Genomic DNA, 26,012 nt, shown 5'->3' with positions numbered 1-26,012 from the left:
TGCTGGTCGCGAGCTCCGCGTTCGCGCAACTCAGCGCCACGCCTGCCAACACTCCCATCAAGTTGACGAAGAACGAAACGCTGACGGTTTCGACGAGCGCCCTTACCAACTTCGCCGCCGGCGGTCTTGTCATGGCCGGCAACGCGGCCGATTCGGACGTGCAGTCTGTGACGATCACCAGTACCTGGAATCTCGCAGACAACCGCACAACCGGTGTTGATGTTTGCGTGCTCTCCAGTGTGTTGACCGGCACCATCGCGGTGCCTGACGTCGTGCCGGTAACCGCCATCTATGCCGGCCCGACAGCGACGCCCAGCACGGCAATGGGTTCTGCAACAAGTCAATGCGCCACTTCGGGCGCCGTGCTCATCGGAAATCACCCGACTGCCACCAAGGCTGCACGCAAGAACAGCGCCGGCCTTACCGACACAGCCTACCTGCAAGTGCAGGGACAGCCCGACATCGCAGTCGATACCTACAACGGCACACTTACGGTTTACGCATACGTCCAGTAAAGGCAAAGAGGCAACGGTGAAGCAATCAGCCAGCATTCGATTTCTTTGCTGCCTAGCTGTCCTGGGCATCATGCTTGTCGCGGGTTCCGCAGCAATGGGGCAGACGATTACGCCGCCTATCGCGGAATACCGCGGCAAGGCCCAGGGCTATTTTGAATTGCGTAACGACGCAGACTTTCCACTCGCCGCGACCGTCGAGGTTCACGGTTTCAAGGTGTCTCCCAACGGCAGCATGGCATACGCTCCGCTGGCTTCCGATGTCGAGGTCGAGTTTGGAAACAGCAGTTTCACGATCCCCGCGCGCCAGTCACACCTCGTGTTTTACAAGGTCAAGTCGAAGCTTCCGAACCTCTGGTTCGCCATAGTTTCTACCATGACTCGCGCCGCTCCCATCAAGAACCAGATACGGATCAACGTCGCGCTGCCGCACGTCGTGTACCTGTACCAGAAGCAACGCCTCAAAGCTGAAGACGTGGCACTCGAGGTCAAGCGCCAGGAAGATGGCAGCTATCAACTCCAAGTCACGAACCGCTCGAACAAGCTTTCCCGGATTGAGCGCGTGCAGTGCCGTGGTTTCGAGAAGGATACAGAGCTTGGCGGCATGCCTGTGTTTCCCGAATCAACACGGTTTGTGAAATTTACTGCCGGCGCATCCTCCCCCAACGCCAGCGTACGCGTTTTCTTTCAGGATGGATTTTCTTCTGAAGCGATTCCGCAATAGCGGGACGCTTTTTTCTGGGGCAATAATATGCGTCACCATCTCTACGATCGATGCTTGTCAGTCCGTGCGTGTACCTTGCGCACGGCAACTGCCGTGCTCTTCGCGATGGTGATCGCATGTGTGCTTGCCATGCCCTCGACAGCGCAGAGTGTTTGGGTGCAGGGCGGAACGTCCACCATTTCCCAGGCATCCGGCGGCGAACTCTCGTATAGATGGCGTGATGTCGGCGGATTTCTATCGATCGGTTACAGCCAGCAACTCGATGTTGGCGCGTATGTCGCCTACAAGTACAGGAGCTATCAGCTTGGGGCGGGCGACCACCTGCAAACCTTCCACCTCGATACCGACAACTTCGAGTCAGGACGCTACTTCTACGGACGCGGACTGCACGTCACGCGCAACGGCGAGAACCAGCGCTGGACGGCCTTCGGCGGCGTCACGACAATTCAGACCAGTCCAATTCTTTACCAGAGTTTCCAGCAGCAGGATCCAACAGGAGCTTTCTTCTTTCAGAAAGAACTCAATAAGAAATGGTCGTTCCATAGCACGAGCATCGTGCAGGGGAAAGTGACGTCGCTGCACTCGTTTCGCTACCGGCCACTTACAAACCTCGCGCTCAGTGCGGCCGCGGGCGTCGGCAGCAACCAGCATTACGCCGCTCTCGGCACTGACTACACCAACAAGTTCGTCCAGTTTAATGCGTCCTTCACCAGTGCTGGCGACCGCTTCCAGCGCATCGGCGGAGTTTCCATTACCGCACCGGAGCGCATAGGCCCCAACCTGCGCCTCAGAGTTACGCCGATGCGTTCCCTCTCCGCGACCTACGAGCACGGCAAGTACCGCGGAGTGAACATCGACCAGCCTTCCGCGGCACGCGACGCAACGTTGGACTCCTTGTCGGCCAGCAGCAGCATCAAGGGCGTCCAACTCTCCGGCTTGCTGACCGCCAGCAGTTCGGGTTCTCTCTGGACGCACACGCAGAGTTTCACCGCTTCTCGCAATTTGCTTAATGGGTCGCTCGGTTTCGCAGGAACCGTCATGCGGCAGAACACGCAAAGCAGTGACCTGCGCACCTTTCTGTTTTCTGCCGACCAGAAGGTCACGACGCGTTTTCGCCTTCACGAGTACTACTCGCGCACCGGCCGCACGAATACCATTACCGGCGGCGGTCAATTTGTCTCGAACCTGGCTACCATCGGCGTCGATCACCAGATGATCTACACGCCGCTTGCCGGAACTGGCAAAGATGTTGTCCAAGCCTGGACCGTGAATTTCAACATCCATATCATCGATTCCATCCGCCTCCACGGCGACAGTTACATAGATCCCACTGGCCGCGTGCGCTACACCGGATGGCTCGACGGGATTCACTTCAGTCGCGCTTCAGACCAGGACGAACCTCAGTCGCCCACCGCGACCGTCAACTTCGGCAAATTTGTCGTGAAGGGTATCGTGCAAGATGAAAAAGGAGCGCCGGTCTGGGGCATCGCCGTGCAGGTCGACGGCAAACTCGCGTACACCGATAACTCAGGGCGATTCTTCATACGCTTCCGCCGCGGCGAGACGTCTCCCGTTGCCGTATTGGTCGAACAGTCGCTCAGTCCGTTGAGTTACGAGGTCGTGCAGGCCCCCGTTTCTGCTCGCGCGGAAACAGAAGACCTCGCACCCACGCATATCTTCATCGTTCGCCGCTCGTTTACGCCGCCTCATGTGCCGCCCGAAACGTAAACGCTCGGCACTCGAAGATGGCCCCGAGTTACCCGGCGCCGGTTCTGAGCCGAACGGAATACCCGTTCAGGGTGGAGGCGCCAGCCTGGCGCCAGATAGCGAGCAGGTCACCAGCAGCTCTTCCGAAAAGAAATAGTCCGGCCTTCCGTCTGCCGAAGCATCCCAACCGTTTTGTTCTCCACCGTTTAGCGTGGCCCAGCAACCTACATCTCCCACCGCTGCGTTCGCATCTTGATCTACGCAGGTTACTAAAGTGTCTATCCCCTGGTTACTTGCTGGGCCGGTTTTTGCCGATTAGCTACTTAAGAGGGTGATTCGATGCTGAGGTTGGGGCCTGTCGTACAAAAAGGATTTGGTTGCCGTGCAAGTTTCATTCTTCTCGCCACGTTTGCAATGCTCGGTCTGGGACACGCGCAATCACTTTCTGCAACAGGAAGCACGGCTCTTAAGCTTCGCGTTCTCGGCTCCATCCAGGTCAATGTTCGCACCATTCCGCTGTCATTCTTATCAATTGAAGACCAGGTGTCGCTCCCTTTAGAAACCGCCTGGAACGTCAACCCGAGCGAAGTCCGCAACATCCAAGTGATCGCCTACTTCGACGATTCCAATGCCGCACTCGTCTCAGCGGACGGCTCGACGGCGATCCCCAGTCGCGATGTGCTCGGCAGCGTCAATGGCGGCACACACCGCAGTTTCACCGAAACCAACCTCGCCGGCCCCGGCGGCGCAAGCCTCCGCGTCTCGGAGACCTCGATTGACGCAACCAATCGACACAGTTCGCGCAAAGACCTCATCCAGCTCCGACTCAACTCCGACGCGTTACTCCATTTGCCCGAGGTGCCCTATTCCGGCACCCTCCACATAGAAGTGAAGCACTATTAGCCACTCGCCAAGCTTCGTATTCTGGCACCCCCGTACTCAACTCGGGCGCAAAAAGACGAAGGCCGCCCTCTTGTTTGGCGGCCTTCGTCGTTCCAAAGTAGTCTGCTTCTTACGCTGCTTTTGATTGCGAATTAGTAGCCGAATATTTACGGCCACATAGAGCGCACGTGATACGCCCATCTTCTGCTGCTTTGCCTCTCGTCTCTTCGCGAACTTTACGAATGACGTTGAAACTGAAGCACGCCGGGCACTGTGCTCTCGGTGTACTGCTCCGCATTCTCAGGAAATCCCCGCCCTGATGATCCATGGGTTTACAGATGCAGTTCACGGCTTCTTAGAGGTCTCTCTCCGGCGAGCGAGCCCAGCTCACACTAACAACTGCGCCAGTATGATCTTCGCAATCATCGCCATCGGATACACCGTCGTGTACGCCACACTCGGGCGTTCGTTTCGGGAAACGTTGACCGCATACGCAAGGCTTGCCGGTGCAGTGTGAATGCCCGAGGCCATCCCCATGACCGAGTCGTACGGCATCTTCAGCAACTTGTGTCCGACGAAGAGCGTCGCCAGCGCCACCGCGAAGGTAACGACCGTACCGGCCACTACAATTTGCCATCCATTCGACTGGAGCGTCTGCCAGAAGGAAAAGCCAGCCCTCGTGCCTACTCCAGCCAGGAACAGCAGCAACCCTACCTGACGCAGCGTCAGGTTGGCGCTTACCGGTATCCTCCACGTGATCCGTCCAGTGCGCTCTATTTTCCCCAGCACCAGTGCTACCAGCAGTGGTCCGCCTGCGAGTCCAAGCCGCACGACGCTTCCGCCGGGCAGCGGCATTGGCACCATTCCGAGGAGTGCGCCCAGTACCATCCCAATCGCCACCGATCCGAAGTCTGTCTCCGCCGTGCCGCGTATCGAATCGCCGAAGAACTGCGACACGGAAGCAAAGTTCGCTCGCCGCGTCAGCACCCTTATGTGATCGCCGAACTCCAGTATCGTCTCTGCCGACGGCACCACGTCCACATCTCCACGACGCACACGCGTGATCGTTGCCTGGAGAGTGGTGTCCAGGTTCAGGTCTCCGATCCTCTTACCGACCACTTCCGGGGCCGAAACGAAGACGCGCCGGAAGTCCAACTCCGAGCGATCCAATTCGATCTGTTCCGGCGAAGGCTCTCCGAACAGGTGGCGGGCGCGCTCAATGCCGCTCTCATCGCCCACCACAACCACGATATCGCCTTCGCTGAGATGAGTATCGGAGCTCACCAGTTGCGTTTCGCCGTCCTTCCGTATGCGGCTGACGACGAACCCCGAATCCTTGTGCAGTTGCAGCAGATCGCCTATCGTGCGCCCCACCACGCCTGGATTTTTCACCACGAAATCCTGCGCGCGTATCGCGGGAGTTTCTTGCGCCTCGCTTGCATCCACCTTCCACACGCGACGCATGAGCTGGAAGCACAACAACACGCCGATCACGCCCATCGGGTACGCCAGGCCGTAGGCGACGATTGGTTGGTCCGAAAGATCCCGCACCTGGTCGGGCGTCAGGTTCTCCGATTGAGATTGGAACAGCAAGCGCTCACGCGCTGCGGCAACGGCAGGTGTATTCGTCAGCGCGCCCGAGTACAAGCCCGCGATTCGCGGGGCGCTCAGGTGCATGGCATGGCCCAGACCGAGCGTTAGCAGCGCGCCGAAGATCAGCAAGCCGAGCGCGACCCCGTTGTCCCGCAAGCCCTGTTTCTTGAAGGAAGCGAAGAACGCCGGCCCCGACTGAATTCCGATGGTGTAAACAAAAATGATCAGCCCAAGGCTGGGAATGATTTCCGGCAGCGCGATTGCCTTATCCAGCGCCCCGATGGCAATGCCCACAAACAGCACGCCCGCAACGCCAAATCGGAAGCCAAAGATACTCAACGTGCCCAGCAGGTAACCGAGCCCTATCACCACGAACAACGTCATAATCGGGGACCCGACCAGCGTCGACACCAACGAACTCATTCTTCTCCTCTATGTTTCTCGCCCTCTATGGGACGTTATAAATCGCAGGCCACGTATACACATCCATCCTATGGGACAGGGCGGATTGGTGGCAAATTGACCCAAAAACAGCCAACTGCCAGCATCTTATGTGAATAGAGTTCCAACGCCCCGTCACCTCTTGGAACTCGCAACGATTCGTGTTTGAATTCTTCGTTCTTAAGAGAAGCCAGCATGGCGGACAGCCTGCTCTCGATCATCGACCGCTTCCACCGGCTCGGAGCCGAGCGCGCCTATGTCTACCGTCGCGGCTATCGCACCGTCCGCTGGTCATATCGCGACGTCGCCAACGCAGCGCACCAGTTCGCCAGAGAGCTCGAATCTCGTGATATAGGCAAAGGTGATCGCGTCTTTCTTTGGGGCGAGAACTGCGCCGAGTGGGTCGCGGTTTTCTTTGGATGCGTACTTCGGGGCGCGGTCGTCGTTCCCATGGACCGGGTTGCCGCCCCCAGCTTCGCGTTCAGTGTGGTCGATCAGGTTAGCGCCAGGCTGCTGGTGTGCTCGCGCGAACTCGCCGCCCACGCTGCATCTCACCCGACACTTGTTCTCGAAGACCTCGCGCAATCCATCGCACACCACGACAGTGCCGCTTATCCGTCCCCCGAGATTCTCCGCACCGACCCGCTTGAGATCGTCTTCACCTCCGGTACCACTGCCGATCCAAAGGGCGTTGTTATCTCGCATGGAAATGTACTTGCCAACCTCGAACCGCTCGAACGCGAAATCGCCAGGTATGTTAAGTACGAGCGCATCGTGCATCCCTTGCGCTTCCTTAACCTTCTCCCCCTAAGCCACGTCTTCGGGCAGTTCCTCGGACTGTTTGTCCCACAAGCGCTTGCCGCCACCGTCGTTTTCCACGATTCGCTGAATCCCTCCGAGGTAATCAAGACCGTTCGCAGCGAGCGCATTTCGGTTGTCGTGACCGTCCCGCGTCTGCTTGAATCTTTGCGCCACAAGATTGAGCGTGAGCTCGAAGACGAAGGCCGCCTCGATGCATTCCGCCGCGACTTCGCCCGCGCAGATGGACAGCACTTCCTGCTGCGCTGGTGGCACTTCCGCAAGTTGCACTTCTTATTTGGATGGAAGTTCTGGGCCTTCGTTTCCGGGGGCGCAGCCCTCGACGAAGATACCGAACGTTTCTGGTCCCGCCTATCTTTTGCGGTGGTACAAGGCTACGGGCTCACCGAGACCACGTCGCTCATCAGCGTCAACCATCCATTCCATATGGGGCGCCATTCCATCGGCAAGGTTCTCCCCGGCCGCGAGCTCAAACTAGACCCCGCGACAGGCGAAATATTGGTGCGAGGTGGAAGCGTAGCTACGGCTTACTGGCACGGAAGGGAATTGAAGCCTGTCTCGCGTGGAGCGCGACATTCGGATGCGCCCTCAGGTGGAGCACATCAACAGGCGGGAACAAGCGTGCCCTTGAGGGAAGCAAAGGTTGACCTGGCAGCTGGGCTTCAGTCGGACACGGACGTACTCTCGGCTGGAGCAACGCTTGGCCGAGAGACGCCTTTGGGTGGAGCAGGGCAGCAGGAAAGAACAACGCCTTTGGGTGGAGCAGGACTTCAGCCCTGCATTGACGCAGGACGAGAACAAGGGGCTTTAGCCCCTGAGGTTACTCCGGAGCAGAATGCGGAGGTTGAGTGGTTTCGCACTGGAGACCTCGGCGCACTCGACGAGCAAGGCAATTTGTATTTCAAAGGTCGCAAGAAGAACGTCATCGTCACACCCGCCGGCATGAACGTCTATCCTGAAGACCTCGAAGCGGCGCTGCGCAAGCAGCCCGAAGTGAAGGACGCCGTCGTCATCGCTCTGCCACTTGAAGGCAATGCCGAGCCATGCGCAGTCCTGGTTCTGAGCCAGCAACGCTCTGGCAACATTGTTGAAGACAATATTCAAGACAATGTTGTTCAAGAGATCGTACGGCGCGCAAATCAGCACCTGGCGGAATACCAGCAGGTTCGTCGCTGGCTCATCTGGCCCGAAGAAGATTTTCCGCGCACCCCTACTCAGAAGCCAAAAACCGGCGTGGTTGAGCAATACGCTCGCGAGTACTTCGCTTCGCTACAAAGCGCCGAAGCTGCCCACGTGGCTACGCCTGCGGGCGGCGTCTCCGAGTTGATCGAGCGCATCACTCGACGTCGTATCGGCGAACTCCCGCCGGACGCCCGCCTGGAGTCCGATCTCAACCTCAGCTCCATCGATCGCGTCGAACTCATGAGCGCTATCGAAGATCGTTACCAGGTCGATCTCAACGAAACCTCGGTTTCCAACGCCACCACGGTCGCTGATCTAGAACGCTTGATGCACCAGGTGTCACCCGCACAGGCGACCAGTTCATCCACCAAGCCTGATCTTGTCCGCGCCACTCGCTATCGTTATCCAAGCTGGTCACAGCGCTGGCCTGTACCCTGGATTCGCACGGCCATCTACCACGCGATCACCTGGCCCGCCACCGTTATCTTGGCAAAGCCGCACATTGTCGGAAGAAAGAATGTTTCAGCTGAAGAGATTGCAGGCAGGAACGGAAGAGAAGCCGTTGGAGAAGGCGATTGTGATCTCCGCGGCCCGTTTCTTATCGTTTCCAATCACGTCACGTACGTCGATATAGGGTTTGTGCTCTTCGCTTTCCCGCCTCACCTGCGCAACCGCCTGGCCGTGGCCATGATCGGAGAACGTCTCATGGAGATGCGCCGCCCGCCTCGCACGTGGAACATCTTCAAGCGCCTCGTCTACCAGATTACTTACGGCCTGGTCGTGGCGCTCTTTAATGCCTTTCCTCTTCCTCAGAAGAGCGGCTTCCAGGAAAGCTTTGAATATGCGGGCGAATCCGCGGACCGCGGGTACAGCATCGTTGTCTTTCCCGAAGGCCGCCGCACCGAAACCGGCGAGCTCCAGCCTTTCCAGTCCGGCGTCGGACTCCTCGCTACGCGCCTCAATCTTCCTGTCGTCCCTCTGCGTATTGATGGCCTCTACGAAGCCAAGCTCCGCGACACGCTTTTCGTGCGTCCCAACCAAATCACAGTCCGCATCGGAGCGCCGGTTCGCTACTCGCCGAACACCGCACCGGATACCATCGCCGGTGACCTGGAACGCCGGGTAAAAGCCCTCTGAGCTCTTGTTTTCTTGAGCGGAGTCCGACCACGCCGGGCGAAGTCGAAGACGGTTGGGTTCTCGGAATAATGGGCGCCGTCACTGGTACATATGACTGCTGTCACACCATGTTTCTGCCGTGCCTGAGACCATTAGAGTTGTATGCTGGTGTGCTGAATAGTGGCGCGCAAGCGCGCTACTCTGTTCCCAGCTACAATTGTGCGGTTGGCTGTACTCGTCAGAGACCCCTTGAGATGAGTCATGACGTGGAGGACAACTTGACTACACAGAATGCCACCCCCGCCGAGTCTCGCCCGGTCGGGATTGCCGACGTTCAGCGTCTGTGGCCAGAACTAGACTGGATCCAGAACGCACACATTAAAGCCAGTGTTACGCGTTGCTGGCAGCGGGCATTCGAATTAAGCCCCCTCACTCCTGAAGACCTCAACAAAATTCCATTCACCTTGCTCGTACCCAATTGCCCCACGACCTTCATGGAACACAAGCGCTGCGTCGTGCACATCGCGCGCCGCTCGGCGGAAGCGATGACTGAGTTCATGGGCAACGCACTACCTATCGACATGGACACCGTCATTGCGGGCGCAATTCTCGCCGACGTCGGCAAGCTCCTCGAGTACGAGAACAAAAGCGGCAAAACCGTGCAGAGCGAACGTGGCGAACTGCTGCGTCATCCTTTCACCGGCGTAGCTCTTGCGATGGAGTGCGGCATACCAGATGCGGTCTGCCACATCATTGCCGCGCACGCTGCCGAAGGTGATCTCGTGAAGCGGACGACAGAGGCTTACATCGTGCATCATGCCGATTTCATGGCTTATCTGCCGTTCAAGAACAAGAAGTTCTAGCCCGGCCCCAGTAGATCGTGCGCAGCCGTTATGGCTTGCGCCCTTGGGCTCGGGTTTTCTGCTTTGGACTCGTGCCTTCTGCTCGGAAGGGGTACGGCCACGCCTATAAACCACGCCTTTCACGCGGCTTCAGTCGCTGGGGCAAGTCGATTTCTGGAGAGAAACGATGTCCGGTAAGGAAAACATCGCCAAGAAAGAAACCATTACTGCCGTAATGTCCCGCTGGGCAGCGGGCGTTAGGTACGAAAACCTTTCGCAGGATGCCATCTACCAGGCGAAGCGCTACCTGCTTGACTCGGTTGGCTGCGCGCTCGGCGGCTACCAGCAGCACGACGTCACCATCGCGCTTGAGGTCCTCAACGAAGTTGCCACCAGCGGCCCGGCCACCGTTATCGGGACAGGCAAGAAGATGGATGTCGTGCACGCGGCGCTCGCCAACGCGCTCATGATCCGCTGCATGGACTACAACGATATCTACTGGAAGCAGGATCCGTCGCACCCGTCGGACATCTTCCCCGCCGCCATCTCCTGCGCAGAGCGCGCAAAGAGTGACGGTCGCGAACTGATTGTCGGCCTCGTCCTCGGACACGAGTTCGAGCAGCGCCTCTGCGAATGTGCGTTCCCCGGCATCCGCGAGCGCGGCTGGCACCACGCCACGCTGACCGCTTTTGCCTCGCCCATCGTCGCCGGACGGATGCTCCACCTGACGTGGGAACAGATACAGCATGCCATCGGCATTTCTGCGGCCGCACGCGGCAGCTTCGGTGCCGTTACTGCCGGCAAGCTCACGATGATGAAGAACACCGTGGACCCAATGGCGACCGAGAGCGGCGTCTTTGCAGCGCTGTTGGCCGAAAAGGGTTACACCGGCCCCGAGCACATCATCGATGGCAAGGAAGGCATCGTCCACGTCTTTGGTCCCGAGTGGAAGCTGAACATCCTCACCGATGGACTTGGCGAATCGTGGCGCATTACGCAGTGCGGCATGAAGTTCTTCCCGACCGAAGCGTTGACGCACACGCCCATCTCCTGCGTGCTCGATCTGGTCAAGTCGAACAACCTCAAGCCTGAGCAGGTCAAGGAAGTTCACATACGCACCACCGCGCGAGGAGCCGACATTCTCAGCGACCCGAGCAAGTACGATCCTCGGTCGAAGGAGACTGCCGATCACTCGCTGCCGTATTGCATCGCTGCCGCCGTCGCCGAGCGCCAGGTCACTCCCTTGCAGTTCACGATGGAGAAGATCATGGACCCGACGATCCGCGCACAGCTAAACAAGGTAAAGGTCGTCGCCGACGCCGAGATCGAAAAGGTTTTCCCGGCCTTGCAGCGCGTCATCGTGAAGATTACGACCGTCGATGGCAAGGAATACGAGCAACAGATGGACTTCCCGAAGGGCGACCCGCGCAATCCGCTCACCGATCGCGAGATCGAGGAGAAGTTCCACGCGTTGGCCGAGCCCATCATGTCGAAGACAGCACGTCAGCGCCTCATCGACGCCATCTGGAAACTGGAAAACGCCAAGTCAGTCACCGAAGTGATGGAACTGATGAAGGCCGATCAGAAAGCGGCTGGAGCGCACTAACACGTAGCGCCGGCGTATCGCCGGCATGGCGGACTCGCGCCAGCAGCGCGAGTCCGCAACAACTGACGTCCAACGTCTGGAGATTCGCACATGGCGCAGACCATCGTTGAGAAACTCGCACAAGCACACCTCGCGGAAGGGCCGAACCGTCCGCTGCGCGCCGGAGATTTCATCTCCATCCGTCCCACCCACGTTATGACGCACGACAACACCTCCGCCGTGCTCAAGAAATTCAAGGCCATCGGCGTCAAGAAGGTGCTTGATCCGCGTCAACCAGTCTTCGCCCTCGATCACGACATACAGAACACGACGGAAGAGAACCTGAAGAAGTACGCCTTGATCGAAGCTTTTGCGAAAGAGCAGGGCATTGACTTCTACCCGGCGGGCACCGGCATCGGCCATCAGATCATGGTGGAAAAAGGCTACGTGCTGCCCGGTTCGTTCGTCGTCGCCTCGGATTCGCACTCGAATATGTATGGCGCGCTTGGCGCGATTGGCACGCCTGTGGTTCGCACCGACGCCGCCGCAATCTGGGCGACCGGTGAATTCTGGTGGCAGATCCCGCGCACGATACAGGTTGTGCTCAAGGGCAAGCTTCAGCCCGGCGCTACCGGCAAAGACGTGATCATCACTCTTTGTGGTCTCTACAACAAAGAAGAAGTGCTGAACGCCGTCGTTGAGTTCACCGGACCCGGCGTCGAGTCGCTCAGCATGGACGAGCGCCTCTCGATCTCCAACATGACGACCGAGTGGGGCACGTTGGTCGGCTGGTTCCCGGCGGACAAGACAACGTTCGCTTGGTTGCGCCAGCGTCGAGAAGCACTGGGCGCGGCTGCCATGGGACGCCTCGATGAGTCGATCCTTTCGAAGCTTGAGGCCGATACGCCCATGCCGGATGCCGATGCCGCCTATGCTGCGCGAATCGAGCTGGACCTTGCGGCTGTCACGCCGCACGTCAGCGGGCCGGATACCGTGCAGGTCATGGCGTCGCTCGCCGAGATCGAGAAGCAGCGCATCCCGATTCACAAGGCGTATCTCGTCTCTTGCGTCAACTCGCGCCTTGAAGATCTGGAAGCCGCGGCAAAGGTGCTCAAGGGCAAGAAGATTGCGTCCACGGTGAAGTTCTATCTCGCCGCAGCTTCGAGAGAAATACAGAAGTCCGCTGAGGCCAGCGGCGCGTGGCAGACTCTGCTGCAAGCCGGTGCGCAGCCATTGCCTCCGGGCTGCGGTCCCTGTATCGGGCTCGGCACAGGACTGCTCGAAGCGGGCGAAGTCGGCATCTCTGCTACGAATCGCAACTTCAAGGGACGCATGGGCTCGCGTGATGCGAAGTGCTATCTCGCGTCGCCCGCTGTCGTCGCAGCCTCGGCCGTTGCCGGATACATCACCACGGACGTCAAGGTGTCGGCCTCCGAGCTGAAGCGCGAATACGTTGAACTCGCAGTGCCCGCAGCCGGCGGCGAGAAGGTCGAGATATTGGAAGGCTTCCCGGCGCAAGTTAAGGGACGCCTCGTGTTCACGCCGCAGGACAACCTCAACACCGACGGCATTTACGGCAAGGACTACACGTACCGAGAGGACATGACGCGCAACATGATGGCCAAGGTCGTCATGGAGAACTACGATCCGCAGTTCTCGGAGCGCACCCGCGCTGGCGATGTCGTGATTGGCGGCTTCAACTTCGGCACCGGCTCCAGCCGTGAACAGGCTGTTACGGCGCTGCAAGCCAAGGGCCTGCCGCTCGTTGTCGCAGGCAGTTTCTCGCAAACGTATCTGCGCAACGCCTTCAACAACGGATTCCTCTGCGTAGAGTGTCCGGAGTTCATCACGCGTCTTCGCCAGGTTTTCGAAAAGGAAATCGCAGCGAAAGAGAAAACCATCATCCCCGAGGACGAGGTCACGATCGACTTCACCACCGGCACCATCACCTATCGCGGCGAGAAGTTCCAGTTCCCGCCGATGGGCACGGTGCCGCAGTCGCTGGTTATCGCAGGCGGCGTCGAAAACCTTGTCGCTCGGAAACTGGGCCTGAGCGCGAAAGCGTAATCGATAACTCAAGATGTGGTGCGGGCGCCCTCGCCCGCGCAGTTCCGCAATAGAAAACGGAATCTGAGATTGGAGATCGAATTTATGCCTAAGTACACAGTCGTTAGCATGCCGGGCGACGGCATCGGAAACCAGGTTTTGCCCGAGGCGATTCGCGTCCTCAACACCGTCGGCTTTGACGCCGATTATGTTCACGGCGACATCGGCTGGGAGTCATGGCGCAAGGAAGGGAACCCGCTTCCCGACCGCACCATTGAACTGCTGCGGAAGCACAAGCTCGGCCTTTTTGGCGCCATCACCTCGAAGCCGAAGAAGGCCGCCGAAGCCGAACTCAACCCGGAACTGCGGGGCAAGGTTTCGTACTTCAGTCCCATTGTCAGCATGCGTCAGATTTTCAATCTAGACATCTGCATGCGCCCCTGCATTGGATTCCCCGGCAATCCTCTGAACTTCATTCGCAAAAAGTCCGACGGAGGATTCGAAGAGCCGCGCGTCAATGTTGTTGTCTTCCGCCAGAACACGGAAGGCCTCTACGCCGGCGTCGAGTGGACGAACCCGCCCGAGCAGGTTCGCGCAGCACTCGCAACTCACCCCAAGTTCAAGGCCTTCGCCGACGTGAAAGGTGAAGATCTCGCCATCTCCGTGCGCATCATTACCCGCACGAACGCGCGACGCATCTGCAATGCCGCATTTGAATACGCTCAGAAGTACGGCTACAAGTCGGTGACTATTTGCGAAAAGCCCAACGTGCTGCGTGAAACCAGCGGCATGATGGAAGACGTCGCCAAGGAAGTCAGCAAAAATTATCCCGGCATCTCTCTCTGGTCCACGAACATCGACGCGCAGACGATGTGGCTCACAAAGAACCCGGAGGAGTACGGCGTCATCGTGGCCTCCAACCTCTTTGGTGATGTCATCTCCGACGCCTTCGCCGGCCTTATTGGCGGACTCGGATTTGCCGCCAGCGGCAACATCGGCGAGGAAGTCGCTGTCTTCGAACCGACGCATGGCTCCGCGCCCAAGTACGCCGAGCTCGATCCGCCGATCGTGAACCCGATTGCGATGATCCTGTCGGCGGTCATGATGCTCGACCACGTCGGCGAACACGACAAGGCCGACCGTATCCGCCGCGCCATTGCCGATGTCGTGGCCGAAGGCAAGGTACGCACCTATGACATGATGCGCATCTCGGGTGGCGCAAAGTCGATTGCGAGCGGCGCAGCCTCAACGACGCAGATGACCGATGCCATTCTCGCAAAGCTCGAAAGCGCGAAGGCAACAAAGGCGTAGGGTTCGGTTGCGCAGCCGGATCGGCTGCGACTTTCATGTGGACTCGCGCAAGCGCGAGTCCACAAACCTGCAAGGGCACGGCTTCAGCCATGCCAAAGTGCTTACGCTTCGCTCGGGGCTATGGCCCCTGAGGTACAGACATATGGCCACGTCAACCCAAGTGAATCCGCGCGCCGGAGAAGCCGGACGTCTCGGTAAAGACGTTCGTTCCGACCTGCACGTCCTCTGCGAACCGCGCGAGAGCGGCGGCATCACGCTGGAAATCAACTCGCGCGTTGCACTCTATTACGGCGACGCTATCGAGAAGCAGGCGCGCCAGGTGCTCGGTGAACTCGGCATCACGAACGTTCATCTCGTCATCAATGACGCCGGCGCGCTGCCGTTCATGATCGCCGCTCGCATTGAAGCCGCCGCGCATCGCGCCGGCTTGGGCCTTGGCCGCCGCGCGCTTACCGAGATAGCTTCGCGTCGCGCGCCTTCAGCGAAGGACCGCCTGCGCCGCTCGCGCCTGTATCTACCCGGCAGTGAGCCCAAGTACTTCATCAACGCCGGACTGCATGCGCCCGACGCCGTCATCCTCGACCTTGAAGATTCCGTGCATCACGGGGAGAAGGACACCTCGCGCGTGCTCGTGCGCAACACTCTGCGCTCCGTTGATTTCGGTGCGGCGGAGCGCATGGTGCGCATCAACCAGCTTCCGCTCGGCCTGGACGATCTGGAAGAGGTTATTCCCGAAGCGCCCGACCTCATCCTCATACCTAAGGTTGAGACGCCAGAGCAGGTCGCCGAAGTCGATCGCAGCATCCGCGCCATCTGCTTGCGAGAAGGCATCGAGCGCCCCATCTGGCTCATGCCGATTCTCGAATCCGCACTCGGCATCGAGAACGCTTTCGCCATTGCGACGGCAAGCGACCGCGTCTGCGCGCTCACCATCGGCCTGGAGGATTACACCGCCGACCTCGGAGTAGTGAAGACCGCGACCGGCGCCGAGTCGCTTTACGCGCGCACACGCCTCGTCAACGCCGCGAAAGCCGCTGGCCTGCAGGCTATCGACTCGGTGTACGGCGACGTTGCCGATCTGGACGGACTCCGCGCGTGGGGCGAGAACTCTCGGAGCCTCGGTTTCGAAGGGATGGGCTGCATCCATCCTTCACAGATTCCGATCATCCACGCGGCCTTCGCTCCAGCAGAAAAGGAAATTGAGAAGGCGCTAAAGATCGTCGCAGCATTTGAAGACGCGCAGCAGCGCGGACTCGGCGTCGTCTCGCTGGGCAGCAAGATGATCGATTCGCCTGTCGTTAACCGCGCGCTCAAGCTTGTCGTGCGTGCGCGTCAGATGGGATTAGTCAAGGAAGCGTAATCGTTTATTGAGTCATCCTGAGCTCGCGGGCTTTTTCGCGAGCGAAGGATCTGCTTTTGGTCGAACAGCAGATGCTTCGCCTCGCTCAGCATGACACATCGGAAGGCAACTTTTTCAGCAGCTGTTTAGTCGCTGAGGTTATGTGCGGACTGGCGCGAGCACGCCACATCCGCGAAGGAGTTTGCAAGTGAGCGAAGCACCGAAGAAAAAAGTTGAGATGGTCCGCAATGCTGCAGGACGCCACGTGCCCACGCACGTTAACGGACTCGATCAGGTCCCGTTTAAAGGCGTCGACCAGCACCGTCCCGAGGGCCGCAAAGCCGCTCCGCCGATCCCAACCAACATCGATTATCCGGAACACGGCGACAAGCGCGTGCCTGATATTGAAACCGCGCTTCGCAAATGCGGCCTCAGCGACGGCATGACGATTTCGTCGCACCATCACCTGCGCGATGGAGACCGCGTTGCCCTACAAGCGCTGGACGCAGCCGCACGCATCGGCGTGAAGGACCTGCGCTGGTTCCCGAGCGCATCGTTCCCATGCCACGCGCCCGTCATCGATCTCATGAAGAGCGGCGTCGTTCACCATATCGAAGGCTCCATGAACGGCCCGCTCGGCGATTACTGCACACAGGGAAACATGCGTGGCTTCGGCGTGCTTCGCTCGCATGGCGGACGTTGGCAAGCGATCCAGGATGGCGAAGTGCACATAGATGTTGCCGTCATCGCCGCGCCTACGGCTGACCCTTTCGGCAACGCCAACGGTTCGCACGGACCCTCGGCCTGCGGCTCGATCGGTTTCGCGCTTGGCGATTCGATTTACGCCGACAAGGTCATCGTGGTCACCGACAACCTCGTTCCGTTCCCGTGTGTTCCGTGGCAGATTCAGGGCAACAATGTCGATTACGTAGTCGAAGTGCCGTCCATCGGCGACCCGGCAAAGATCGTCTCCGGAACAACGCAGATCACGCGCTCGCCCGACCGGTTGCGCATAGCCGAAATGGTGGCGCGTTTCCTGAAGGTCACGGGCATCATGCGCGACGGCTTCTCGTTCCAGGCCGGCGCGGGCGGTATCGCTCTCGCCTTCGTGCAGTACCTCTCGCAACTCATGCGTGAAGCCAACGTGAAGGCCAGCTTCGTTCGCGGCGGCTCCACCAAGTATCTCGTCCAGATGTTGCAGGAAGGTCTCACCGGCTACATCCTCGACGGCCAGACGTTCGACCTCGACGCCGTCAAGTCCATCGCCTCCGATCCGCGGCACCTGCCCACGTCTCCGTTCACGTCCTACAATTTTCATGGCAAGGGAAACTTTGCCGGCATCGTTGACGCCGTCGTTCTCGGCGCAACCGAAGTTGACGTCAATTTCAACGGCAACGTCGTCACGCACTCAGACGGACGGCTGCTCCACGGCATTGGTGGCTGGCAGAACTGCCTATACTCGGGCTGCACGATCCTTGCGATTCCCGCTTTCCGCGATCGCATCCCCAGCATCGTCGATGAAGTCACTACGCTCACCGGCCCCGGCGAGTTGATCGACGTCGTCGCCACCGAGCGCGGCATTGCCATTAACCCACGCCGTCAGGATCTCATCGACGCTTGCAAGGGCAGCGGCCTCCCGATACGCAAGATCGAGGAACTTAAAGAAGAGATCGACAAAATCTGTGGCGGCGCGCCTCGCAAGCCCGAACGCAGCAACGAACCCGTTGCAGTTGTGAAATGGGTGGACGGCACGGTACTAGACACGGTTTACAAAACCGTCTAATAGGTTGAAATGGCGTGGCCGCGTTCGGCCACGCCATTTTTTGTTCTGTACTTCTCCGCACACGGAAGGAGTTTGCGTGCGACGATTACGGCAGCGAACATGCGTGCCCGCCACACTAGCCCAAGATCCATTTGCTCCTTGGAAAGAACGATAGAGCCCTCACCAACATGTATGTGCCGGCAAAGCTTACGAGTGCTATCGCTGGCAATTTGATGGCCGCGCTACCAAGGTGTTGATCCAACAAGCCATAGGCTGCGTTCAGGACCATGATATGTGCAAGATACATACCGTAGGTTCTTGGAGATATGTCGCGAACAAGTTTCCAGAACGCCGAGGCGCCGTTGGCAGCCTGGATATTCTTGAACAGAAGGAATACGCCGACGGTCATCATGGCGACGTTGATCGTCTCGAATCCCCACGTAAGTTCCAGGCTGCTCACAGAGTGCTCCACCGGGAGCCTTTGTAAGAATCCCGAAGCCGTGATCGCGTAGCCAACCACGATCAATGCCACGCCCACGATGGAGTGCATCGCCGCGCGCCGCATCAGGAAGCGCTTGATGTAGGCCGCCATGACCGCGTAGCCGATGAATCCGGAAAAGTAGTAAAGCATCGGGGTTCGATTCCAATACGCCTCCCCCCAAATTTCCGGGAAATAGAGATGGATGTACGGAGCCGTCAGCGTAAGTCCCCAAAGGCTGAGGAAGACCTCCATACTCCTGCGGCTGGCGGATTGAACCCAGGGCGAGATCACAGGCGCGAACAGGTAGATCCCGAGCAGCATGTATACAAACCAGAGATGCCCTATTTCCGTGCCAAAGTTTATTGGGATCTTGAGGATGTCGATCAATGCGCCAGTGAGCGTTACGCTGCCCCGGAAATAAAAATAGAAGGCATAGAGCGCACACCAGACGACAAACGGCACTAACACCCTACTGAAGCGCTTTCGGAAGAATTTCTTTTCGTCATTTACCGGAAACAGAAAGAAGCCCGAAAGCATCACGAACAGCGGGACAGACACACGAAACAACGAATTCAGCCATCCTACCCAGTACGCGCTTGGAGTGTTGAGGACGGTGCCGCCGCTCCCAATGTAGTAGAACTCTCCCGTATGGATCTGAATAACCATATACGTGGCCACGACCCGCAGGAGATCGAAGCCGAGGTGCCTTTGGTTGTTCGTATCGCTGACCTTTTCAGAAGCCATGACTCGCCGGAAATGTAATCCGGAATGGCTCTGGACCTTCGCATCGCTTAGCGTTTCAGACATGCTTGACCTGTTCATAGCCTTAGAGTCAACGGTAGCACGGCAGAGAGGGACGCGGCACTACTGTTGCGAGGCGGAGTTTGAGTCGCGGTGGAAGGCAGATGAGGGGCGCCATCATTTTGTTTAGCGAGATATGGGGAGTTTCTTGCGCCATGTACCACTCAACCAAAGCGAAAGGGCCACAGATATCTTCTGCGGCCCTTTGCTTGTGCCTCGCCGGTTCGCCTCATGCCGGCAACTGACCGCCGGCGACATGCCCACTACTTACCGGTGGCTAGTGTTTTCTCCGGAGCATTCTTCACCCACTTGTCGAACCAGGTGATCATCTCCCACAGGGTATGTTCTGTGCTCTCACGCGCCGAGTATCCGTGCGACTCGAATGGCAGCGTCACATAGCGCACCGTGCCGCCATTGCCGCGAATCGCCTGGTACATGCGATCCGATTGAATGGGGAACGTTCCCGTATTGTTATCGGCCTCGCCATGAATCAGCAGGATGGGCGTCCTGATTTTGTCCGCCACGAGAAATGGAGACATCGTCAGGTACGTATCCTTCGCCTCCCAGAAAGTGCGCCGCTCGCTCTGGAATCCGAACGGAGTGAGCGTGCGGTTATACGCGCCACTGCGCGCTACGCCCGCCTTGAACAGGTCGCTGTGAGCGAGCAGGTTTGCCGTCATAAAGGCACCATAGCTGTGCCCTCCAACTCCCACGCGATTGGAATCGGTTACGCCCATCTCGACAGCCTTGTCGATCGCGGCCTTTGCGTCGGCCAGGATCTGCTGCACGAATGTGTTATTGACCGTCTCCGGAGCCCCGATCACCGGCATCGCCGCGTTGTCCAGCACAGCGTAGCCTTGAAGCACAAGGAAAAGATGCGAAATGCCAACCAGCGTCGTAAAGCGCTGTGTCGAGCCGCTCACCTGTCCCGCCGTTCCAGCGTCGTTGTACTCCAGCGGATACGCCCACACGATGGTCGGAAGCCGCGTGCCCTCTTTGTAATTCGGCGGCAGATAGAGCGTGAACGACAGTTGCACGCCATCTTCGCGCTTGTAAGTTACACGTTGCTTCTTGATCTGGCGGATCTGCGGTGTCGGATCGGAGAAGTTCGTAACCGCTTTCGCCTCTGTTGCCGTGCGAACGTAGTAGTTCGGCGGAGTCATCAGTGATTCCTTCAGCGTCAGGAATCGCGTACCGTCGCCAGACAGCAACGCGACAACCGCTTCATAGCCTTCCGCCTCGCTGCGGAATAAACGCTTCAACTCCAGCGTCGTCACGCTGAACCTGTCGAGGAAGGGACGGTCGCCATCCTGCGAAGCTCCGACTCCAGCCAGGAAAATCGAATCCCCGTCCTGCACGACCGCGGGGAATCCGTTGGCCAACGGACGCGTCAACGGCGTGCCCTTATCGTTATAGCGATCTTGGTTGCTGCGGCTCCATAACAACTTCGGCTCGCTGGCGGGTTTCTCGGGATCGACCAGCATCGTGCGGACCCAGCGCTTGTCGCGCTCGTAGTCCGTCACGAATACGCCCGCGCTCTCGCCCCAGGCAATGTTCATCAAACGGTTTTCGATTTTGATTATCTCTATAGGAGCGCCCGAGAACGGTGCTTTCAGCATTGCCAGTCGGTCGCGATGTGGCACCTTTTTCTTCGGATTGCCTTCGTCCAGCGCCTCTGCCCAGTAGAGTGTTGCGGCCTGGTTCGGACGCCACGCGTATCTACGAGGTCCAGTCGCAACGCCGTCAATGGGAACGTTGTCCTGCAATGGAAGTTTCGCGACCGTGTATTGCAATTTGCCGGTGCGATCCCAAACCTCCACATCCTTCGGGAAATCCTCGGCCGGATGCAGATACGAATAGGGCCGGTGCACGCGCTCCAGCAACAAATGCTGGCCGTCGGGAGAGGGCGTCACTTCCAGGTAAATCGCCGGTTTCCCGATTGGGGTCGCCTTCAACGTCGTCGAGTCCACACTGGCCAGTTGCGCCGTCGCGTAATAATCGAACTGCGCTTCGTCGTATGCGTTCTGCAACATGTCCTGATAGGTCGGTGCCGGAGCTGCGTTGCCTGTGCTCTCCTGCACATTAGGGCCAACTGGCGCGCCTGCTTTCGCTGGAGCCGCGCCACGGTCTGCCGGAACCATCTTCACCAGCACCGTTTTGCTGTCCGGCATCCACTGCGCCACATCGTCCGTTACCGCGCTGAGGCGCAAGCCTTTCGCCGGGCGTATCTTGCCCGTGGCTGCGTCACCAATCCACAACTCAACGGCGGTTTTGGAAGTGTTCGTGAAGAGGAACTGCTTCCCATCGGGACTCCATCGTGGAGCGCTCATGTTCGCGTCTACCGGAACCGCCACCTTCACCTCGTGTCCGTCCGCCAACCATTTGAGCGTGTATCCGACGAAACGTGGCGAAAGATGTAGTCCGTTCGTCGCAGGGTTTATGCGGATTCCGGCTAGTCTCAGCATCGGTTGCGCCAGTTCCGCAACAGCGGGATAGCGAACCCCTTGCGCCAAAATCATCTGCGCTTGCGACGGGCTCAGCACGCCGGTCGGGGTAGGAGGCGCGTTCAGTACATCCAGGATTTCCTTCGGTGGTTTCTGGTATGTCGTCTGCGAATACCCTGCAACGACAAGCAGGACTATGACGAAGAGCAGTCGGCGAGCGATGCGCATCCATGTACCTCTGAAGTCAAAATTTCGAACGAAGAGAGAACACGGAAGACTAGATTTAGAAGCTCACGCAGTCAATGCGTTTATCGGGAGCAGCGGACGCCATCATCCGAAGTTCGTTGCCGTCCTGAGGGGATCGGGCCGGCATCGGAGCGCCCTTCGCCCCGGGCACAATCGTTCGGGCGCAATGAAGCGCGATAGTGTTTCTAAATCTGGATTGAATCGTTGAGTTCCGGACTACACCCGCCAATGTATATGCAATTTTGTGCACACCGCAAGCTTCATTGAAATCCATTTTTTAATAGAAACCTTCGAACATCCATTTTTTGGTAAATATCCAACTGTGCAAAACTTTGTAGCTGTTGAGAACAAACGAGCTCTGAATTTTTGTGTTTGGAACGTGAGTTGCACTTTGTGAGTACACGATTTGCATATTTTTCAAACCGTTTCACGTTTCTGAGGAGGCAAATGAACGTCAGAGTTCTCGCTTTTCGAGACGATCTGGCGTCACTTGCCTATTTCCGTTTCCCGCAAAGACACGAATTCCTGTAGGAGGAATTGCTCATGAAGAAACTCGTATGGCTCCTGGTAGCTCTGTTGCTCGTTGCGAGCGCAGTTGCCCAGGAAACCACCGCCGGCATTCAGGGTACTGTGAAGGACCCAACCGGCGCTGTGGTGTCCAAGGCTACAGTCGAAGTGGCAGGCCCTGCACTCATCGGCACTAAGAAGGTTGAAACCGACAATAGCGGTTATTTCCGTTTTGCCAACCTGCCCCCGGGCGAATACACCATCACGACAACAGCAGCGGGTTTCCGCACCAGCAAACTTGCTGGTATTAAATTGGAAGTCGGTAAGCTCCCCACGATCGATTTGAAGCTTGAAGTCGGCGGCAACGAGCAGGTAGTTGAGGTTTCGGGCGAAGCCCCGATCGTCGACGTTGCCCAGTCCAAGGTTCAGACCAACGTAACTTCCGACATCATCGCCGGCATTCCGAAGGGCCGTTCGTTCCAGTCGGTTATTCAGTTTGCTCCTGGCGCCCGCAACGAGCCTTTGCAGGCCGATCGCGCGACCGGCATCGCCGGTTACCAGATCGATGGTGCTTCGGGCTCGGAAAACTCATTCTTGATGGAAGGTCAGGAAACCAGCGACGTTCAGACTGGTCAGACCAGAACCAACGCTCCGTTCGAGTTCATCCAGGAAGTCCAGGTCAAGACCTCTGGCTTTGAGGCTGAGTACGGCGGCGCACTCGGCGGCGTGGTGAATGTCATTCAGAAGCGCGGCAGCAATGCGTGGCACGGCAGCATTTTCAGCTATTATGCCGGCGACATCTTCAATTCCGCGCCCAATCGTTATACCCGTTACACAGACTCGGATAACGAAGTCGATCCCATCAGCAAACCTGGTTGTGTAGCCTCTAACACCTGCCGTCTCGGCGGGCCGTTCGAGTACGTGCAGCCCAAGAAGGATCACCGGCGCACAATTGAGCCCGGCTTCGAAGTAGGCGGCTACCTTGTGAAGGATCGTATCTGGGCATTTGCCAGTGCGGTTCCGCGCATCGACCGAATCACCCGCACGGTGAAGATGGACGCGGGAGAACGCAAGTTCTTCAACAACGAAGAAACCTACTACTCGCTTGCTCGTCTTGATGCACTGGTTACGTCCAAGATCCGCGTGTTTGGATCGTGGCAGTATTCGTATGACCGCAATAGCGGCATCAGCATGCCAAATGCTGACGATGCTTTCGGCAAGTCCAACGACTTAGCAAGCGCGAATCCTGACGATTACAATTCCGGGATCGGCAACGTCCAGCCGAATATCATCTTCAACACCGGCGCGGACATTACGCTTACCAACAACTTGATTGCAACCACGCGCTTTGGGCGCTTCTACAGCGATTATCAGGATCGTGGTCTACCAACCGGTGTCCGCTACCGCTGGAGAGACTCAAACTACATCTCCGGAATAGCTTATGGCGCTCTTTCGAGCATCGGCATTGAAGCTCTGGACGGCACTCCAATTCCGGACGACTTCGCGATGACCCGCGGCTTCAACAGCATGGGCGTCAATTTGCAGACCCTCTACGATAAGTTCCAGCGCAAATCGTTCACACAGGATCTTGCCTGGTTCAAGAAGGGTTTCTTCGGCACGCACAACGTAAAGGGCGGGTATGCGCAGAACCGTCTCAGCAACAGCACCATAAATGGTTACATCACCTCGCAAGCTTATCTGGCGTACGGCAGGCCGTATACCGTTCTTCCTTCCAATAAGTCAGTATGTCAGGCCATCACGGCTGGAAACGTAGCCCAAGGTTGGAATCCTGGCGGCGACGCCGCGGGCAATTCGTGCCAGGGACTCTGGGGTACCGTTAACTTCCGTGAATACGGTCTGGTCGGATCGGCTAGCAGCGCCAACCACGCGCTTTACCTGCAGGACGCCTGGACGATCGGCAAAGGCATCACGCTGAACATCGGTGTCCGCGCAGACAAGGAAGCAGTTCCTTCCTACAATTCCGCCCCCGGAATCGCCTTCGGCTTCAGCGACAAGATCGCTCCTCGCCTGGGTGGATCATGGGATGTGTTACAGAACGGTAAGTTCAAGGTATACGGCAGCTTCGGTTACTTCTTCGACATCATGAAGTATGAAATGCCGCGCGGTTCTTTCGGTGGCGACTACTGGCATGATTGCGTATATGCCATGGACGACCCGGACTACACGAAGTACGTGCCTACCCGCGGGGCCAATGGTCACTTCTGCAATCCGACAGGTGGCGCCAACTTTGTTGGTGGCGATCCGGCCGGCCTGCGTTTCATCGAAAACAAGGATTTCCGGACCTCGTCCAACGATCCTACCAACGTCCGTATCGATCCGAACCTGGAGCCGATGAAGCAGCACGAAATGGTGTTTGGTGCTGACTACGCCATCACACCCGTGATCGGACTCGAAACCCGTTACTCGCGCAAGCGCCTTGACCAGACCATCGAAGATGCTGGCCTGCTCACGGCTGCCGGCGAGCAGTTCTATATCATCAACCCCGGCACCGGAATCAACAGGCAGCCGGTTGATTCTATTAACTGCGTAAATTGCCCGGTTCAGCCCAAGGCAGTCCGTAACTACGACGCCCTGGAAATCCGACTCACGAAGCGCGCTTCCGACAAGTGGTTCGGCAGCTTGTCCTACACGTACAGCAAACTGTCCGGCAACTACAGCGGTCTGTCTTCGACCGATACGGCGGACAGCTCGACCGGTCGTTCGTCGCCGAACGTTGAACGCGCCTTCGACGAGCCATGGATGCAGTTCGATTCTTACGGACGCGTCATCGATGGCCCGCTCGCAACCGATCGTCCTAACACCTTCAAGGCCTATGGCTGGTATCACCTGAAGTGGTGGGGCAATCACGAAAGCCTGATCGGCTTGACCCAGCAGTGGTACCAGGGCACGCCGCTGACGACCTACTTCGACGCTTACGGTGCTAACCAGTATCCGGAAGGTCGCGGCATGTTCGTCCCGGCGACTCGTACTTCCGGCACCGGCGTGGTCACTTTTGGTAAGCCCGTGAAGCTTCGCACCCCGATGTTCAGCCAGCTTGACCTGAACTTTGTTCAGGATTTCCACATCAGCAAGACGAATGAGAACCTGAAGCTCGGCTTTGAAGCGAACGTAACGAACGTCTTCAACCAGCACTCAGTTCTCAGCACCGATACAAACCTGTTCAGCACCGGTTCACTACAGCCGACTGCTGGCCTTACCGCTCATTGCCAGATCAGCCCATTGCCTACAGATTGTGCGGGTGTGGACTATAAGAGCCTGATGACGGGCTTCAACTGGCAGGCCCAGGCAAACAGCCTGGAACCAACGACTGTCTTGAATTCGCAGTACGGCGCAGCCAACCTGTTCCAGGTCGGCCGTACGATGCGCTTCAAGGTACGTTTCAGCTTCTAATTCTTTCAGCTTCTAATCAGTTAGAAGATCAACTGTGGGGGCCGGGCAACCGGCCCTCTTTTTTTGTCCAAATCGACTATTTCCTCCGAAGAACCCCTCAGCCGTAGTCGCGCCTGAGTCGTTGCGACCTTAGCTTTCGCCTGGCTTGAGATCTTCCTGCGCCACCCTCGGAAGCCTTGACGCTCTACATTTCTCATAAGCGAACCAGCAACAATCCATTTTTCAGTAGAAAACTGCCCTGTGGAAATCGTTAGTTGTTGT

General features: G+C 58.1%; 15 protein-coding genes. 12 read left to right on the top strand and 3 right to left on the bottom strand.

Annotated features, from left to right (window positions below; all coding sequences use genetic code 11):
• From VN622_12760 to VN622_12745, 4 genes are all read left to right on the top strand, one after another.
• On the top strand, nt 1–515 hold a 515-nt coding region (locus VN622_12760; protein HWR36732.1), incomplete at its 5' end, for a hypothetical protein.
• A 16-nt stretch (nt 516–531) separates the two neighbouring features.
• Nucleotides 532–1,236, top strand: a complete 705-nt coding sequence (locus VN622_12755; GenBank protein ID HWR36731.1) for a hypothetical protein — start codon at nt 532–534, stop codon at nt 1,234–1,236.
• Nucleotides 1,237–1,311: 75 nt separating this feature from the next.
• Nucleotides 1,312–2,964, top strand: coding sequence for a hypothetical protein (locus VN622_12750; GenBank protein HWR36730.1), 1,653 nt, complete (start codon nt 1,312–1,314; stop codon nt 2,962–2,964).
• A 318-nt stretch (nt 2,965–3,282) separates the two neighbouring features.
• On the top strand, nt 3,283–3,846 hold the full coding sequence (locus tag VN622_12745; protein ID HWR36729.1) for a hypothetical protein: 564 nt from the start codon (nt 3,283–3,285) through the stop codon (nt 3,844–3,846).
• A 366-nt stretch (nt 3,847–4,212) separates the two neighbouring features.
• Here the strand turns inward: VN622_12745 and VN622_12740 are convergent, their stop codons facing one another.
• A complete protein-coding gene (locus VN622_12740) occupies nt 4,213–5,841 on the bottom strand; it encodes an aspartate:alanine exchanger family transporter (protein ID HWR36728.1) in 1,629 nt (542 codons plus the stop codon).
• A gap of 213 nt (nt 5,842–6,054) precedes the next feature.
• On the opposite strand from VN622_12740, the gene VN622_12735 reads away from it, so the two are divergent.
• From VN622_12735 to VN622_12705, 7 genes are all read left to right on the top strand, one after another.
• Nucleotides 6,055–8,997, top strand: coding sequence for an AMP-binding protein (locus VN622_12735; protein ID HWR36727.1), 2,943 nt, complete (start codon nt 6,055–6,057; stop codon nt 8,995–8,997).
• Between the two features lie 257 nt (nt 8,998–9,254).
• Nucleotides 9,255–9,839 (top strand): HD domain-containing protein, encoded by a 585-nt coding sequence (locus tag VN622_12730; protein HWR36726.1) that lies wholly within the window; start codon nt 9,255–9,257, stop codon nt 9,837–9,839.
• A gap of 166 nt (nt 9,840–10,005) precedes the next feature.
• Complete coding sequence (locus VN622_12725; GenBank protein ID HWR36725.1) at nt 10,006–11,424, top strand: MmgE/PrpD family protein; 1,419 nt, start codon at nt 10,006–10,008, stop codon at nt 11,422–11,424.
• A gap of 90 nt (nt 11,425–11,514) precedes the next feature.
• Nucleotides 11,515–13,470: a homoaconitase gene (gene lysF, locus VN622_12720; protein HWR36724.1), complete on the top strand. Its 1,956-nt coding sequence runs from the start codon at nt 11,515–11,517 to the stop codon at nt 13,468–13,470.
• An 84-nt stretch (nt 13,471–13,554) separates the two neighbouring features.
• Nucleotides 13,555–14,760, top strand: coding sequence for an isocitrate/isopropylmalate family dehydrogenase (locus tag VN622_12715; protein HWR36723.1), 1,206 nt, complete (start codon nt 13,555–13,557; stop codon nt 14,758–14,760).
• A 142-nt stretch (nt 14,761–14,902) separates the two neighbouring features.
• Entirely contained in the window at nt 14,903–16,120 is a 1,218-nt protein-coding gene (locus VN622_12710; GenBank protein HWR36722.1) for an aldolase/citrate lyase family protein, read from the top strand.
• A gap of 217 nt (nt 16,121–16,337) precedes the next feature.
• Nucleotides 16,338–17,882, top strand: a complete 1,545-nt coding sequence (locus tag VN622_12705) for a citrate lyase subunit alpha (protein ID HWR36721.1) — start codon at nt 16,338–16,340, stop codon at nt 17,880–17,882.
• Nucleotides 17,883–17,997: 115 nt separating this feature from the next.
• Here VN622_12705 and VN622_12700 read toward each other — a convergent pair whose 3' ends face one another.
• On the bottom strand, nt 17,998–19,149 hold the full coding sequence (locus VN622_12700) for an acyltransferase family protein (GenBank protein ID HWR36720.1): 1,152 nt from the start codon (nt 19,147–19,149) through the stop codon (nt 17,998–18,000).
• Between the two features lie 257 nt (nt 19,150–19,406).
• Nucleotides 19,407–21,815, bottom strand: coding sequence for a prolyl oligopeptidase family serine peptidase (locus VN622_12695; protein HWR36719.1), 2,409 nt, complete (start codon nt 21,813–21,815; stop codon nt 19,407–19,409).
• Between the two features lie 561 nt (nt 21,816–22,376).
• Here VN622_12695 and VN622_12690 point away from each other — a divergent pair.
• Nucleotides 22,377–25,751 (top strand): carboxypeptidase regulatory-like domain-containing protein, encoded by a 3,375-nt coding sequence (locus tag VN622_12690; GenBank protein ID HWR36718.1) that lies wholly within the window; start codon nt 22,377–22,379, stop codon nt 25,749–25,751.
• The last annotated feature ends 261 nt before the right edge of the window (nt 25,752–26,012 follow it).

It is taken from the genome of Clostridia bacterium, assembly GCA_035561135.1.
In the GTDB taxonomy this organism is placed as follows: domain Bacteria; phylum Acidobacteriota; class Terriglobia; order Terriglobales; family Acidobacteriaceae; genus DATMYA01.
The sequence above is the reverse complement of the archived record's forward strand: the minus strand, read 5'-3'. Positions and strand labels throughout refer to the sequence as shown.

Bases quoted from the DNA above. Each gene is read 5' to 3' on its own strand.
- VN622_12740 (HWR36728.1), bottom strand. From the start codon at position 5,841: ATGAGTTCGTTGGTGTCGACGCTGGTCGGGTCCCCGATTATGACGTTG.
- VN622_12715 (HWR36723.1), top strand. From the start codon at position 13,555: ATGCCTAAGTACACAGTCGTTAGCATGCCGGGCGACGGCATCGGAAAC.
- VN622_12745 (HWR36729.1), top strand. From the start codon at position 3,283: ATGCTGAGGTTGGGGCCTGTCGTACAAAAAGGATTTGGTTGCCGTGCA.
- VN622_12710 (HWR36722.1), top strand. From the start codon at position 14,903: ATGGCCACGTCAACCCAAGTGAATCCGCGCGCCGGAGAAGCCGGACGT.
- lysF (HWR36724.1), top strand. From the start codon at position 11,515: ATGGCGCAGACCATCGTTGAGAAACTCGCACAAGCACACCTCGCGGAA.
- VN622_12725 (HWR36725.1), top strand. From the start codon at position 10,006: ATGTCCGGTAAGGAAAACATCGCCAAGAAAGAAACCATTACTGCCGTA.
- VN622_12695 (HWR36719.1), bottom strand. From the start codon at position 21,815: ATGCGCATCGCTCGCCGACTGCTCTTCGTCATAGTCCTGCTTGTCGTT.
- VN622_12705 (HWR36721.1), top strand. From the start codon at position 16,338: ATGGTCCGCAATGCTGCAGGACGCCACGTGCCCACGCACGTTAACGGA.
- VN622_12700 (HWR36720.1), bottom strand. From the start codon at position 19,149: ATGTCTGAAACGCTAAGCGATGCGAAGGTCCAGAGCCATTCCGGATTA.
- VN622_12735 (HWR36727.1), top strand. From the start codon at position 6,055: ATGGCGGACAGCCTGCTCTCGATCATCGACCGCTTCCACCGGCTCGGA.
- VN622_12690 (HWR36718.1), top strand. From the start codon at position 22,377: ATGAAGAAACTCGTATGGCTCCTGGTAGCTCTGTTGCTCGTTGCGAGC.